Origin of the sequence: Hyphomonas sp. TMED31 (assembly GCF_002172815.1) — a bacterium.
Lineage (GTDB): Bacteria > Pseudomonadota > Alphaproteobacteria > Caulobacterales > Hyphomonadaceae > Hyphomonas > Hyphomonas atlantica.
On sequence record NZ_NHCK01000054.1, the window covers coordinates 1 to 15,214 of the forward strand.

The 15,214-nt window shown below is 58.8% G+C and carries 13 protein-coding genes; 7 read left to right on the forward strand and 6 right to left on the reverse strand.

Annotation, left to right across the window (positions count from 1 at the left end; translation table 11 throughout):
- Positions 1-1,495: M20 family peptidase (locus CBB91_RS08230; RefSeq protein ID WP_273013397.1), on the forward strand; the 1,495-nt coding region annotated here is incomplete at its 5' end.
- A gap of 22 nt (positions 1,496-1,517) precedes the next feature.
- Here CBB91_RS08230 and CBB91_RS08235 read toward each other — a convergent pair.
- Together CBB91_RS08235 and CBB91_RS08240 are read right to left on the reverse strand one after the other, a co-directional pair.
- Positions 1,518-1,880, reverse strand: a complete 363-nt coding sequence (locus CBB91_RS08235; RefSeq protein WP_273013399.1) for a MerC domain-containing protein — start codon at positions 1,878-1,880, stop codon at positions 1,518-1,520.
- 210 nt (positions 1,881-2,090) lie between these two features.
- The gene (locus tag CBB91_RS08240; protein ID WP_273013401.1) at positions 2,091-3,413 is read right to left on the reverse strand and encodes an oxygenase MpaB family protein; all 1,323 of its coding nucleotides are present in this window, start codon (positions 3,411-3,413) and stop codon (positions 2,091-2,093) included.
- 111 nt (positions 3,414-3,524) lie between these two features.
- Here CBB91_RS08240 and CBB91_RS08245 point away from each other — a divergent pair, with 111 nt between their 5' ends.
- Positions 3,525-4,136 (forward strand): TetR/AcrR family transcriptional regulator, encoded by a 612-nt coding sequence (locus CBB91_RS08245; protein ID WP_273013403.1) that lies wholly within the window; start codon positions 3,525-3,527, stop codon positions 4,134-4,136.
- On the opposite strand, the gene uvrC is transcribed toward CBB91_RS08245, so the two are convergent.
- Complete coding sequence (gene uvrC / locus CBB91_RS08250) at positions 4,133-6,007, reverse strand: excinuclease ABC subunit UvrC (RefSeq protein ID WP_273013404.1); 1,875 nt, start codon at positions 6,005-6,007, stop codon at positions 4,133-4,135. The genes CBB91_RS08245 and uvrC overlap by 4 nt on opposite strands.
- 594 nt (positions 6,008-6,601) lie before the next feature.
- Between uvrC and CBB91_RS08255 the strand changes: the two genes are divergently transcribed.
- Both CBB91_RS08255 and CBB91_RS08260 read left to right on the forward strand, forming a co-directional pair.
- A complete protein-coding gene (locus CBB91_RS08255) occupies positions 6,602-7,813 on the forward strand; it encodes a pyridoxal phosphate-dependent aminotransferase (protein WP_273013405.1) in 1,212 nt (403 codons plus the stop codon).
- 104 nt (positions 7,814-7,917) lie between these two features.
- Complete coding sequence (locus CBB91_RS08260) at positions 7,918-8,382, forward strand: Dps family protein (RefSeq protein WP_273013406.1); 465 nt, start codon at positions 7,918-7,920, stop codon at positions 8,380-8,382.
- Positions 8,383-8,736: 354 nt separating this feature from the next.
- On the opposite strand, the gene CBB91_RS08265 is transcribed toward CBB91_RS08260, so the two are convergent.
- Positions 8,737-9,645, reverse strand: a complete 909-nt coding sequence (locus tag CBB91_RS08265; RefSeq protein WP_273013407.1) for a LysR family transcriptional regulator — start codon at positions 9,643-9,645, stop codon at positions 8,737-8,739.
- Between the two features lie 250 nt (positions 9,646-9,895).
- On the opposite strand from CBB91_RS08265, the gene CBB91_RS08270 reads away from it, so the two are divergent.
- Together CBB91_RS08270 and CBB91_RS08275 are read left to right on the forward strand one after the other, a co-directional pair.
- Positions 9,896-10,537 carry a carboxymuconolactone decarboxylase family protein gene (locus CBB91_RS08270; RefSeq protein ID WP_035551068.1) on the forward strand — a complete coding sequence of 214 codons (642 nt, stop codon included), beginning with the start codon at positions 9,896-9,898 and terminating at the stop codon, positions 10,535-10,537.
- 2 nt (positions 10,538-10,539) lie between these two features.
- Positions 10,540-11,076 (forward strand): VOC family protein, encoded by a 537-nt coding sequence (locus CBB91_RS08275; protein ID WP_273013409.1) that lies wholly within the window; start codon positions 10,540-10,542, stop codon positions 11,074-11,076.
- Between the two features lie 8 nt (positions 11,077-11,084).
- On the opposite strand, the gene CBB91_RS08280 is transcribed toward CBB91_RS08275, so the two are convergent.
- Positions 11,085-11,702 (reverse strand): helix-turn-helix transcriptional regulator, encoded by a 618-nt coding sequence (locus CBB91_RS08280; protein ID WP_035551063.1) that lies wholly within the window; start codon positions 11,700-11,702, stop codon positions 11,085-11,087.
- 78 nt (positions 11,703-11,780) lie between these two features.
- On the opposite strand from CBB91_RS08280, the gene CBB91_RS08285 reads away from it, so the two are divergent.
- On the forward strand, positions 11,781-12,509 hold the full coding sequence (locus CBB91_RS08285; protein ID WP_273013411.1) for an alpha/beta hydrolase: 729 nt from the start codon (positions 11,781-11,783) through the stop codon (positions 12,507-12,509).
- 3 nt (positions 12,510-12,512) lie between these two features.
- On the opposite strand, the gene CBB91_RS08290 is transcribed toward CBB91_RS08285, so the two are convergent.
- A complete protein-coding gene (locus tag CBB91_RS08290; protein WP_273013412.1) occupies positions 12,513-15,101 on the reverse strand; it encodes a response regulator in 2,589 nt (862 codons plus the stop codon).
- Positions 15,102-15,214: the final 113 nt, after the last annotated feature.

Sequence of the window (15,214 nt, forward strand, 5' to 3'; positions counted from 1 at the left end):
GATGCTGAAGAAAATCCTGTTGGGCCTTGTCGCGCTGGTCGTGATTCTTGTCGCAATCATCGTGTTCCGCACCTTCACCTATGGCGGCGCGGCCTCGGGCGAACGTGTTGACCTTCCAACAGTGCCAGCAGTATCCGCAGACAGCGCCGCAACGCATTTGAGCGAAGCAATCCAGTTCCGCACCATCACCGTCGCTACGGGTGACCCACGCCCCGGACAGGAAGGTCCGTGGCTAGAGTTGCACAATTGGCTGGAGACAACCTACCCGTCTGCTCATGCCGCGATGAACAAGGAACTGGTGCCCGGTACGCTGACGCTGCTCTACACATGGCAAGGCTCAGACCCGACGCTCGATCCGCTCTTGCTGATGGCGCATCAGGATGTCGTGCCGGTAAACATTGGCACNGAANANGACTGGACCGGCGCGCCNTTTGNNGGGGAGATCGTGGACGGTTACGTCTACGGGCGTGGCGCGCTNGACGACAAGGGCAGCCTCGTCGCCCTGATGGAAGCCGCAGACGCGCTGGCNGCCGATGGNTTCCAGCCAAAGCGCACCGTCTATTTCATGTTTGGACACGATGAAGAAATCTCGGGAAGTGGCGCAGAAGCAGGCATCGCCCTGCTGAAATCTCGCGGCGTCACGCCGGTCATGGCGCTGGACGAAGGCTTCGCAATCGTCGACCCCTCTCCCCTGACTGGCAAGCCGATGGCCTTCATCGGCATCTCTGAGAAGGGGTACCTGACGCTGACCCTGACTGCACTTGCCGAAGGCGGGCATTCTTCAACGCCTCCNCGCGATTCCGCAGCTGTCCGCCTGGCCCGTGCGATTGTGGCACTGGACGAGAACCAGATGCCTGCCGACTTCTCGAAACCTCCAGTGTCAGACCTGTTCCGAGTATCTGCACCTGACCTGCCATTCACGCAGAAAATGGCCTTTGCCAATCTGTGGCTGTTCGGAGGTTCGGTCGAATCTGCNATGGCGGGCATTCCTGCCGGCAACGCCATGATCCGCACGACCACCGCACCGACCATGCTTGTTGGGTCCGCCAAGGAAAACGTGCTGGCCCAACGCGCCATGGCGACGGTAAACTTCCGGGTACATCCGAACAACACTGTGGAAGATGTCATCCAGCACGTGAAGGATGTAACATCCGACATCAAGGGGATCGAAGTCACCGTCTCTGATGGCGGGATCAGTGGCAGTGAAGCCTCGCCCGTCTCACCAACAGACAACAAGGCGTACGCCGTTCTGGCCAGTGTGGCAGAAGCGGCTGGAAACGGAGCGCCGGTCGCGCCGGGTCTTGTTCTTGGCGCCACGGATGCGCGCTATGCCAGCGCGATCACCGATAGCGTCTACCGGTTTGCACCTTCCGTTCTCAACCCGACAGATCTGAACGGCTTCCACGGCACGAATGAGCGCCTTGCCGTCGACAACATGAAACGATTGTCGGAAGGTTATGCGCAGATCATCGTCGCCATGGATGAGGGCGACTGATCCACAAGCCCGCAGAGGAAACCTAGTGTTGCTGGTGCCTGGTCCAGCGAAACAGGTGCGCGCCGGCAAGGCAGCACGCGCCAATGACGGTGAGGTGCGTTTCGTAATCGTGCAGGGACTCTACAAAGGCGCCCGCAACCAGCAACGCGCCGCCAAATGTGGCCAAGGCGCCGAAGACCAGACGAGTCGTGGGGCGGCGGGTCTGCGTGAATGCCAGAAGCGCAATCGGCAGCGCAATCATGACCAACGCCTTGTGCACCCATTCGGCCTCCGCCACCGTTGTCATCAATGGCATGACCGAGCCAAGCACTGGCAGGGCCAGACAATGCACCAGGCACAGGCCTGAAAGACCAACCGCCATCGTATCTGTTTTCTGAATTTTCACCTGAGAACACCCCAAAATGTTATAGTGTATCTTTTAGGGATTCCTCAGCGCAGGTTCAACCCACCAAATCAGCCGATGAACATGAAAGCGAACCCTCGCCGCGCGGATGCGGGCGATGGTTCAGGTCTGGAGTTGGTCTCTCGTGGAAAACGTTTGATGCCCCCCGCCCCCAGGCAAACCCGCGGGAGGCATCAAACTCCCCTCCCACCGTCATGCAGTCGCGGGTACTGCAGGACGGTAAGCTTCAGCATTCGATGTGAACTCGGCATGGCCGTAGCGTTTCAACAGGCGGCGAATGCGCGCTGTCAGGCGACGATCGGCCATTTTGCGCAATCCGGGCACGGACAGCGCAAACCGGTAGAGCGCCATCTTGGCCGCAATATAGGGAAACAGTACCGCCGCGACAGCATATTCACTTGCGCCAACGGGCACGCCAATCTCCCGGGCGCGATCACTGTCCCCATTCAGGAAATGCTTCACCAGGACAAGCCGGGCGAGCCGCTTTTCCAGGGCATTGAAGATGCGATGCCCCAATTTCTGATCCGGTGGCAAATACGCCTCCAGCGTCGCGCGCACCAAAGTTCCACACGTCTTGTCGTCAAAGCCTTCGCGGATTGATGCGCCCCGCGCATTCATGATGTCGACGATGCCTTGCGGTGTGTCCATCAACAGGTCTTCCGGCAAGCCTAGCAGGTAACAACGATAGCGGCTGAACTCGACCCGCGCGCGCTCTTCTGCGGTAAACTCGGTCCGTCCTTCATCCAGCATCTGATAAGCCAGAAGGAACACGTCGATCAGTCCGGCTGGCATCTGGTCCACTTGCGGCACCGGAATGCCGTAAACGGACTTATCCCAGCTTTTCATACGGCGCAGAATATTGAACCGGACCATGGAATGCATCAGGCGCACCATGGCGGCGGCCTTGAACCCTTCACCGCGCGGCTCCAGCGCGCCCGGCAAGGTCGTCACAGTGAAGAAGGTCGCGGTTTCGTTCACACGGCGGGAGGCCGTGGAATGACCCAGCGTGCCGGTCATCGCCATTGGCAGGGCGGTATACTTGTTGAGGAAAGTTGCCAGAAACGCTCCCCGGATCATCCAGGGCGATGTCACCGCCATCGGCAGGCGGTTCAGTCGCGCCCCTTCCCGCACAAGGTCCATGTCCAGCCAGTCCGGCCGGGTTTCCATTTCCTCGATCAGTGCGACCAGTTCCTTCGGCGCATCCGGCACAGCGTCGATGCCGTGGTCACACGCCGCCGTCAGCATGTCGACCAGGCGCTTAAACCCGTACTCCCCCATCAGCGACGCGTAGGCATCCGCCGTAATGTCCCCCAACATCGTGTACGCCTTCACGCGCTCCTTCATGTCGGCGGGCGGTGGCGGCAGGTGGCGCAGTGATTTTGGCAGGGAACTGTCTTCGACCTGCTCTGTATAGCGTTCCGGAGTTGCGGAAAAATCCACGTCACCATACATCACCGGCAGAGCGGTTTTCTGGTAGGCAATCCGCTCCTGAACCTGGGCGAGCGATGGGTGCATCAGACTGTTCCTGTCGTATTACTTGCAGTTCCAGATACATAATGTAAGCAATCCTCATATTTTCCACTCGCATCGCAAACGATGGGTCAGATTTCGGATTGAGGACTATAAGTGACTGAAAAGTCTAGAAGAAAGCCAAGGCAAGCGCGTGCGCAGGCCACTGTTGAAGCAATTCTCGAAGCAACGTTTCAGCTTTTGGAAGAGAGCGGNCTCACGAANTTAACCACAAATCGCATCGCTGAGCGTGCGGGCGTCAGCATCGGCACACTGTATCAGTATTTTTCTGATCGCGAGGCCATCCTCTTTGCGCTTAGTCAGCGCCAAAGCGACAATGTGCGCAAGAAGATCACCGAACTCGTGCTCGAAAACCCGGAAACATCTGCCGTCCGGGCGATCATTCGGGCCCTCATGAACGGACCGACCGGGTCACACCAGACGCGGTTGATTTTGTCGGATGCCCTCTTCCGCTCAGGCGGCAGCGATGTGATGAGCCGTCAGCACTTCGCCTTTCTGGACTCTGTCAGCGGACAATTGAGCTTCGACTTCCCACACGGGCGCGAAGCGGCCTTCATCCTGACCCACACGGTTGTGCAGCTCTTGCGCGCCGCGGCTGCCGAGCCGGAGCTGGACCTCAATCCTGAAGTTCTGGAAGATGAACTGGTCCATTTGCTGGAAAGCTACATCGAAAACCTGACGTCGCGCTTTGCTCCCGCGAAATCCTAGCCGCTGTTGAAGTGGCCCCAGATGCGTTCTGCCAGCGCCTCGCTGACACCTTCTACGGCCATCAGATCGGCCACTTTGGCCCGCGAGACTCCCTTGGCCGACCCGAAATGGTGCAGCAGGGCTTTCTTGCGCGCAGGGCCGACGCCCTCAATCTCGTCCAATGGGGAGGATTTGATCGCGGCGGACCGCTTTGCCCGGTGCGCACCGATGGCCCAGCGGTGAGCCTCATCGCGCAGGCGCTGGAGATAATAAAGTACCGGCGCTGTTTCCGGCAGTTTGAAAGGCGCGCGGCCCGGCCGGAAGAATTGTTCCCGACCGGCATTTCGGTCCACACCCTTGGCGATGGAAACGAGGTTCACGTCCTCCGGGGTCACACCAATTTCGGCTAGCGCTTCGATCACGGCGTTCAGCTGTCCCAAACCGCCATCAATCAAAACCAGGTCCGGCCAGTTTGCACCATTGCCCTCTTCGCGTTCCTTCAGCGCGCGAGAGAAACGACGCCGCATCACTTCGCGCATCATGCCATAGTCATCGCCAGGTTCGATGGACGTGTCCTTGATATTGAACTTGCGATAGGCGTTCTTCATGAAGCCTTCCGGTCCGGCGACAACCATTCCGCCTACGGCATTTGAGCCCTGGATGTGGGAGTTGTCGTAAATCTCGATCCGGTCCGGCGAGGCGTCCAACTCGAACACTTTCGCCACTTCCGCCAGCAGGCGCGCCTGGCTCGCCGTTTCGGCCAATTTGCGCGACAGGGCTTCTCCCGCGTTGCGCGAAGCCTGAGCCACAAGGTCTTTCTTGCCACCGCGCTCCGGTCGGCGCACCTCAACCTTGCGCCCGGCCTTCAGCTCAAGCGCTTCCCCAATCAACTCGGCCTGATCCGGCAATTTGTTGACAAGGATCAGTTTCGGCGGTGGGCGCTTGTCGTAGAATTGCACAAGGAAGGCTGACAGCACTTCCTCTGGTGTCTGTTCCCGTTCGTGACGCGGATAATGCGCCGTCGCGCCCCAGTTCTGTCCGGCGCGAATGAAGAAGACCTGCACGCAAGATACGCCGCCATCCATCTCGATGGCGAATACATCTGCCTCTTCAATATCTTCCGGATTCACATCCTGGCTGGCGCGCACATGGGCCAGCGCGCGAATCCGGTCTCGCAATCGCGCCGCGCGTTCAAATTCCATTTCCTCCGCAGCTGCTTCCATGTCTGCCGCAAGGCGCTTCTGAAGGTCGGCCCCCTTCCCGCGCAGGAAATCTGCCGCCTGATCGGCCAGCGCCTGATAATCCTCGGTCGAAATCAAATCGACGCAGGGCGCAGCGCAGCGCTTGATCTGGTGCAGCATGCAGGGGCGGGTCCGAACGCTGTAGACGCTGTCCTCACAAGTGCGCAGCAAGAACGCCTTTTGCAGCGTATCGAGCGTGCGCATTACGGACCCCGCGCTCGCGAACGGCCCGAAATAGTCCCCCTGATCCATCTTCGAACCACGATACTTCTTTATCTGCGGGGCTTCATGATCGCGACGGATGAGNATGTAGGGNAAGGATTTGTCGTCGCGCAGCAAAACGTTGAAGCGGGGCTTCAGGCTTTTGATCAGACTGGCCTCGAGCAGCAGCGCCTCAGTCTCGGTCTCTGTGACGACGAATTCCATCCGCTTGGTCATGGAGATCATGCGCGCAATTCGCTGCGTATGACCGCCCAGCCGCGCATAGTTCGACACACGTGCCTTCAGGTCGCGTGCTTTGCCGACATAGAGCACGTCATCATGCTCGCCGAACATGCGATACACGCCGGGCTTGTTCGGCAGCCTTTTCAGATTGTCNTTGATGACATCGATGCCCCGNAGGGACGTCGCGCCGGAATCAGTCGGGTNCATNACTCAACAGATAGTCCGGCTTNCCGCCGGATGCGAGCCTTAGCCGAAGTTCAACATGNNATGAANCGCAAACCGGGAATCCAGCATCCAGCCNGCGCCGAAGCTGAACAGCATNACCAGNANGATNGACGANANGAAGGANCGCCCCTNCTTNGGCGNATGNTTNCGGTTCGCCGCCTTCACNAGAATAAGGAAGAACAACAGCGCNATGAACACCGCCATGAAGAAGACTTTCTCCATGTCNGANAGATGGTCGACCCAATCGGTGACGTCCAGAATGATNTCGTTTGCCACTTCNGCGATCTTGTCGAGCANCGCATTCAGCAAACTCATGTCCAGTGATACGCTCATGTCTCCCCGCAAATTCCCGTCCTGGGAACGCTTTCATGCTTGTTTCAGGAACGAGGAGTGTCTCACACATGGCTAAAATCCAGCCCTAGACCGGCATATGAATTTACCGCNTTCGATTCAGGCATTGNAAAGGAATTTTCCCGGCTGCGGCGGTTTTCCCCCTGCCCGGCTCTTGCCGCGCGCCAGCCGCAGGATTAAGCCGACGCAAACGCCAGCCGAGCGTGACACGCACAGGAAATACTCATGTCTGAAACCCTTCGCCTTTCTGAAGCCCTGGACCGCGTAAAGCCGTCCGCCACCATCGCCGTCACCACAAAAGCGAATGAACTGAAACGGGCCGGACATGATGTGATTGGCCTNGGAGCGGGCGAGCCGGATTTCGATACGCCNGACAACATCAAGGAAGCCGCCATNCAGGCGATCCGCGATGGCAAAACCAAGTACACGCCCGCCGATGGAATTCCGGAACTGAAAGAAGCAATCTGCGCCAAATTCCAGCGTGAGAATGGCCTGACCTATACGCCGAGCCAGATCCANATCGCGCCGGGCGGCAAGCCGGTCATCTANAATGCCTTTGTCGCGACGCTAAANCCCGGCGANGAAGTCATCATCCCGGCGCCATATTGGGTGTCCTATCCCGACATGGCGCTGATGGCAGGCGGCACGCCCGTGCCGGTCGCCTGCGGACCGAACGCCAATTACAAGCTGACGCCGGAAGCGCTGGAAGCTGCAATCACGCCGAACACCAAATGGCTGTTGCTGAACTCACCGTCCAACCCGACTGGCGCCGCCTATACGAAGGAAGAGCTGCGCGGCCTGGCCGATGTGCTGCTGCGCCACCCGCATGTCTGGACGCTGACCGACGACATGTATGAGCACCTCGTCTATGACGANTTTGAGTACTTCACGATCGCGCAGGTCGAACCGAAACTGTTCGAGCGGACGCTTACCGTGAATGGCGTGTCAAAGGCTTATGCCATGACGGGTTGGCGCATCGGCTATGCTGGCGGACCGGAAAANCTGATCACAGCCATGCGCAAGGTGATCAGCCAGACCACGTCCAATCCCTGCTCCATCAGCCAGTGGGCCGCGGTCGAAGCGCTGAACGGGCCGCAGGACTTCTTGCCCGAACGACGCGCCGTTTACCAACAGCGCCGCGACATGGTCGTGGCTGGCCTCAACGCTGCCGAGGGCATCACCTGCGCGACGCCAGAAGGCGCTTTCTATGTCTACCCGTCCTGCGCGGGCGTGATCGGCAAGACCNGCCCTTCCGGAAAAGTCATTGAGAGTGACAAGGATTTTGCTTCCGAACTGCTCGAACAGGAAAAAGTCGCCATCGTCTTCGGTGAAGCTTTCGGCCTTTCCCCGGCATTCCGCGTATCCTACGCGACCTCCACAGAGGCACTGCAGGAAGCCCTGACCCGCATACAGCGCTTCTGTGCGAACCTGTCATAAACCAATGGTATAGAGGGGCTCTATATCGGGTGTTCCACGTATTGATTTGAATGGAACTTTCCCCGTTCTTACGTGCTGAACAAGAGAGCANAAAGGAGCCCCTCATGCCTGTAGACATCGGTCTGAACGACGACGCCCGAAACACATCCGCCGACGCCCTGCGCGTCCTGTTGGCGGAGACATATGCATTGTACTCCAAGACGCACGGCTACCACTGGAACGTGACCGGCCCACGCTTCAACAGCCTGCACACCATGTTCGAGACACAATATAATGAGCTGTGGCTGGCGCTGGACGAAATCGCTGAACGCATCCGCGCGCTCGGCCATTTTGCCCCAGCCTCTGCCNGCGAGATGGTCGAACCAGCTACGATCAAGCCGGACAATGGCATTCCGGATGCTGACACGATGGTCGAAAACCTGGTTAAAGGTCATGAAGCGGTCAGCCGCGCAGCGAAAGCCGGNNTGAAAATCGCGGAAGATAATGGCGACGCCGTAACGGCCGATCTGATGACGCAGCGCGCCGCCATCTCGGAGAAGACCGCCTGGATGCTGCGCGCCAATCTCTAGGGAATCCGCGCCTCCGGCGCATCCTGTATATTGCACTGCACAACAAGTGCCGCGTTTCATGGGCTTGACGGTCCCGCTGAGGCGCGGCACTCTTTCATTTGTGTAATGAATGGGTCAGCAAGAGCCCACCGGAACAACCCCGGACTGCGCGCAAAAAAAGGCCCGGCAGCGAGTTAACGCGCCGGGCTGTAAAGTATCGGGTCCCGTAGGGGGGAGGAAACGCCCAATCGGAGGAAGGATTGGGTTAATGCCCGGGACCCTTGGCATGCGTGTTAAATAAACACTCCAGCCCTGTTTTCAACCTACGAGACAGCAAAGCTTTCATGCAATTATGCATGAATGTCGCATTTCTGACTAATTCTGACGCATAGCAGGACGACGCAGGATTTCGGTCTCTGCGGTGATGAAATCCCGGAACGCCGCAATCCGCTTGGAACGGCGCAAATCACTCGGATAGATGAAGTAGAGATCGAAGATCGGGCCGACCGTTTCCGGCAGCACTTTCACAAGGCGCGGCATTGTCCCGGCCATGTAATCCGGCACATCCGCAATCCCCAGACCAGCATCCACCGCGCGCAACATGGCAAACACATTGTTCACTTTTAGCGCGGCCTGGCGTGGCGGGCTGTCATCGCGACCGACCCGGCAGGCAAAGCTCATCACATCCAGCATGGAGGTTTCGTCGCCATAGGCGATGATGCGGTGATTATCCAGATCNTGCGGCGTGCGGGGCATGCCATAGGCTTTGAGNTATTCCGGCGANGCNTAAAGGTTCGTCGCAACTGTGCCCAGCTTGCGCTGGATAAGGTCTGCCTTGTCCGCAGCCCACAGGCGGATGGCGCATTCGGCCTCCAGCTTCAGCAAATCATATTCGCGGCTGTCATCAAGACGAAGATCCAGATTCATGTCCGGATGCTTGCGCATGAAGCCGCCGAGGCGCGGCACAAGCCAGGTGGACCCGAAAGCCACTGGCGCGGCTACGATCAGTTCACCCTGCGGGGTTTCCTGTTGGTCCTTCAGCAGCGTATTCGCCGATTGCGCGGCGGTGGCCATTTCCATGGTCGAACGGAACAGGGTGTGCCCGCTATCGGTCAGCACCANACCGCGCGCATGCCGCTGGAACAGGGACACGCCNAGCGCCTCTTCCAGCGCCGCAATCTGGCGCGAGACAGCCGACTGCGATATGCCCAGCCGTTCCCCTGCCGAGGTCAGGCTGCCAGCTTCTGCCGCCGCGTGGAAAGATTTCAGTTTACCCCAATCCATGGGGAGCGTTTGTGACGCCTAAATGACCCCACGGCAAGCAGAGAATGCGGCAGTCCCTCCCACCCGCATACTGTAGGGCGGGTTGAACAAAGCGATGCGCGCCCGTTCCACGCTCTCTCTGTGATGTGGTGTTGGTGGAATCCTGTCCAAATTCGCACCCAAGCCACTACGTTCCCCAACGTGACGTCCCACTGCCATGCCTGTTCTTCTAGTTTCCGGGTGATACACTCCTCATCGGGAGGAATATCAGATGCCACGACTGAAACAGGCGGGGCGCGAAGCGGAAAATCCGTTCGCAAACCGGATTTTTGACATCCTGTTCGGCGAACGGGACCCGATTGCGGAGCCTGGAACCGAGACCGGAACGCCCGGGAACTGGTGGACTGTTTTCAACATCGTGCCGGATGCATTCAAGCACACAACTGAAGGGTTTCAGTTTTACCGGTCAAAAAATCGGAAGCTGGATCCGAAACTGCGTGAACTCGGACAGACCCGCGCAGGCTTTGCCGTTGGCTCACAGTTTGTCTTTTCCCAGCATTGCAAGGCCAGCCGCGACGTCGGCCTCACCGAAGACCAGATCGCCGCCATACCTCATTGGCAGGTGGCATCCTGCTTCAGCCCGCTGGAGCGCGCAGTTCTCGCCTATACGGACGGACTTGTCCTGCAGCGCGGCCGCATCCCGGATGGCGTGTTCGATGCGCTGAAGTCCGGNCTGTCGGATGAGGAAATTCTCGAACTCACCTACATCACCTGCACCTATATGATGCACGCGATCATGAGCCGCGCACTGAAGCTGGAATATGATGATGTGGATGAGCGTATTGTTGAGATAGCCGCACCAAAAGATGCGAACACGGATGTCATGTCGATGGTCGACAAGGGAGGAAACTGAACATGGCCTATCATCATCTCGCCCTCGCCGCGAAAGACATGAAAGCCACGCACGCATTCTATGAAGGCATCATGGGGTTTGAGCTGGTAAAGGTTGAAGTTGCTCCCATCATGACCGGAGGCTGGGGCAAGCATTTCTTTTACCGCATGGATGGCGATGACAGCCGGTTTATCGCCTTCTGGGAACTTCATGACACAGAGGGCAGCGAAGATTATGTGTATGACATCAACGCCGCCGCCAAACTGCCGCCGGGCACGAACCATTATTCCTTTTCCGTTGACTCGAAACAGGAGCTGGAAGACTGGAAACAGAAATGGCTCGCAGCCGGTCTGGACGTATTCGAAATCGACCATAACTGGTGCCATTCGATCTATACCAGAGACCCAAACGGAAACTCTGTCGAATTTTGCCTGACCACAGGAACGTTCACCGAGACCGACAGGCAGCGCGCGCTCGACGCACTTTCGGAAACAGAGTTCACCCCCTCCCCGCCCCCTGCCTTCATGCAGTTATGGAATGGGAAAAAGGTAGACAGCTGATAGATCGCCTACTGACTGGCCCAGAGGATACGTGCGATCCAGGCGATCTCGGACGGCTTGAAACTGCGCGTGGGATAGGCCGGGTTCAGAGAGGCAAGCTCCACCGCGCGTGAATTCCGCCGCGCAAGGATCTTGGCCATCACTTCACCTTCCAGCGTTTTCGCCACAACCCGGTCACCAATTTTCACCTCGGAGCCCGGCGAGACGATGATCCGATCCCCCGCGCGATAGGCTGGCTCCATCGAATCGCCGCTGATCTCCAGCGCATAGACCGACTCGGTCTCAAGCCCCGGAAAGCGAACCTCTTCCCAGCCGCCCCCAACCGGAAACCCTGCATCGTCAAAAAAGCCGTCCTGCCCGGCTTGCGCAAAACCAATCAAGGGTGCAATCGCGCCGCGCCGCCCATCGACCAGCGCCGCGAAATCCTCAAACCGACTGCCAACTGAATCCAGCACACGCGCAAGACTCTCCGTAGACGGCCAGCGCGGACGACCATCCGCCGCCTCCCGCTTCGACGGATTGAACGCCGTCGGGTCCAGCCCGGCCCGCCGCGCAAGACCAGATGGGGTCAATCCATGATGAGCGGCCAGGGCATCAATGCCTCGCCAAATGTCACGATGTTTCATGGGATAATTTTCCCAACTATTGCCTTGCTCGCTAAATAGGAATATCCACCTATTGTCAAGTCAGNTTGGGAGTCAGGCATGAAACTTTTCATTCATGGCGTGCCGGATACGCCGCATTTGTGGGAACCGNTGATTTCCGTGCTGGACCTCAGTGAAAACGACTATCGTGCGCCTGCCCTGCCCGGTTTTGGGTGCGCCCGTCCGGCCGGGTTCTCTGCCACGAAAGAAGCTTATACAGATTGGCTTGTCGGCCAGATGGAAGACATTGGCGGAGGCATAGATATCGTTGGCCATGACTGGGGCGCCTTGCTGACCTTGCGGGCCGTCTCTCTGCGGCCGGATCTTGTGCGCACCTGGTGNGTTACCAACGCGGTGATCGATCCCGAGTATCGTGGACATGCCATGGCCCGCCGCTGGGCTACACCAATCCTGGGCGAGTTGGTTATGCTGGGCATGCGGAACAAGAAGCGGCTTCTTCCCGCCATGATCGCTGGCGGNATGCCGAAAAGCCTCGCAAAGAAGGAAGTTCCCCTGATTGACAAGACCATGCGGCAGAGCATCCTCGATCTTTACCGCTCAGCCGACGGACTGCGGTTTTCNGATGACTGGGTCAACGGCCTCGCAAATCTGCCACAGCGCGGACAGCTTTTCTGGGGCGAGACTGATCCTTATGTCGACCTTTCCGTCGCCAAACGGTTTTCAGAGCGATGGAATGTCCCACTTCATGTGGAGACCGGTGCGGGGCACTGGGCCTGTGCAGAACGGNCGACGGAATTCGCCGCCCTTCTCCAGTCACATTGGGCGTGAACTTCAGGCGGCCTCTTTTTTCGGGCTGCCAAGCTCCTGCTTCACACGCTCTGCCAACTGACGAACAGTAAACGGTTTCGGCAGGAAGGAAACTGCCCGGTCATCATCCAGCTGCTTGGCAATATCGCGCTCTGCATAGCCAGAGATGAAGATCACACGTGCATGGCCAAGCAACTCCTTGGCCTCGCGGATCAGCGTCGGNCCATCCTTACCCGGCATGACGACATCTGANATNACGAGGTCGAAGCTCTCCGGATTGTCTTCCAGAATCTCCATTGCCTCTTCGCCATCGCAGGCTTCCTCAACCTCNTAGCCGCTNGAGCGCAGCAGAGAGGCCGCAATGCCGCGAACACCGTCTTCATCCTCGATCAACAGGATGCGACCACGGCCGGAAATATCCACTGGCTGGCTCGCGGCGTGCTCGACCTGCGCCATATCCACTGGCTCTGGAATCTCTTCGGCGGCCAGCGCTGGCAGGTAGATGTGGAANGTCGTGCCTTTGCCCACGCCAGAGGTGGTGCAGATATAGCCGCCGGACTGCTTGATAATGCCGTACACAGTCGCGAGGCCAAGNCCCGTNCCAACGCCCGCTTCTTTCGTGGTGAAGAAGGGTTGGAAGATCTTGTCCATGACATCCTTNGGCATGCCGTGGCCGGTATCTTCCACTTCAATCAGCATGTAGTCGCCATCATTGACGAAGGAAAAGCCCTTCTCCTGGGCTTCCTTGCCAGTCGCCCGCGCCGTACGGATCGTCAGCTTGCCGCCATTCTTGTGGCTCAGCATCGCATCGCGCGCATTGGTGGCAAGATTGAACAGCGCGTTTTCCANCTGNTTCTTGTCAGCCTTGACGTATGGCACATCGCGGCCATGCTTGACGTCCAGTTCGATCCGCTCGTCCAGCAATTGACGCAGGAGAATGGAGAATTCGGTCATGAAGTCTGTCACCGCGAAGACTTCGCGCTTGAAGGTCTGCTGGCGCGCATAGGCGAGCAGCATCTTCACAAGATCCTTCGCACGGATCGANAANTCGTGGATNGACTTCAAATTTGGATAGGAAGGGTCGCCCAGCGGATGGTGGACCATCAGCTGCTCATTGTTCAGGATGATACCCTGAAGCACATTGTTGAAGTCATGCGCCACGCCGCCGGCAAGCTGGCCAATTGCCTGCATCTTNTCGCCATGCGCCAAACGCATCTCCAGCTGGCGCTGTTCGGTAATATCCATGACATATGCAACCGACGGTCGACCCGCGCCGTCCAGCGCCACGAAGACGTTGACGTGCTTTGGCTCCTGCCCGGCAAGCTTCAGGCTGATCGGCTTGTCGATCGCATCAACGAGGAGACCACTCAACGCCTCCTGCCCTTCCTCGGCGAGGAAGAGGTCAGAGAATTTTCCGCCCGGCGCAGCCTTGCCTTCGGTCAAATCCATCAGGGAGCGNTTGGCATCCATGATGATCGCGCTGTCGACGCTGCCGCCTTCCAGACGCACAGCACCAAAAGGCGCGTCATCAAACATCGGGTCGCCATCCGGGCGCGGCGGACGCGAAGCGGTCGACAGGCGGAAGCCTTCCTCGCCCGTATTCATCACCTGTTGGCTGGCCAGGATGATTGTACGACCGGTCGCTTCGGCGCCCTTGCCAGACCAGGTCGTGATCGCCTGNACNGGACGCTCGACACCATCGCGGCCGCGCAACTGAATATCCACCCGGCCCGGCACNCCGGATTTGCGATCTCGCGACAGCATCTTCACAAATTCCGGACGCATGATGTCATCGATCCGGATGTTCTTCGCCATTTCCGGCAGGCCGAGCATGTCGCGCAGCCAGCCATTGGCGTAGGTAATCGTACCGTCCGGGCGCGCGGCAAAGAACCCCATCGGCGCGTCTTCGACGTAAAGCGACTTCAAGTCCGCCGCACCAGTCGCTTCGCGCTCGCCTGCGATCGGGCGGATGCGCCACAGAACCTTGTCACGTGGCAGCGGAGAAACAGTGATCTCGAACTGCGCCGGTACGCGCTCAGGGCCAATCGTGATCGGTGGCAGGATTTCGCGGCGCGCATGNCCGACTTTGGCGTCCTTNGAGAGGCGATAAACGGGCGCTGCCAGACCGGGATTGGCCCCGAACAGGCGGTCGACAGTGACAGGCGCACCTTCGGCCTGTGAACCAATCAGAGCCAGCGNGGTCAGTTCGCGGTAAGATCCATTCGCCGCCATTGGCGCGCCACCGCGGTCTGCAATCAGAACAGATTCATCCAGCGCTTCGATCCAGCCATACCGAGGCGTCGCCGCCTGCGCTGCACGAGCAATCGAGCCGCGCTCCGGAAACAGGCCCAGCATCCGACCGGCGCCGCGCACACTCCACAACAGGAAAACCAGACCACCAGACGCCATTGCGATCAGAAGGATCGGTCCCGGCGCGCCCGATGCGTTCGGCCAGGCAAGCGCTACACTCGCAGCGGCAATCGACACAAGCAGGCAGANCCAGAATGACAATTGCATCCAGTCCAGCCGTCCACGCTCAGACAACGCACTCAGTTCAGCGGCAGAATCCTGATCGTCAACGGGAGCAGCATTGGCCTGCACTTTTAAATCCATCGGTCGCTTTACACTCCTGCTGCCAGCCGCCAAGGTCGCGCCAGCACTTTACGCCTATTTCCGTCCAGCATCGCTGGCGACTCAGTCATACGGAATCCTAGTCTACCAAATGT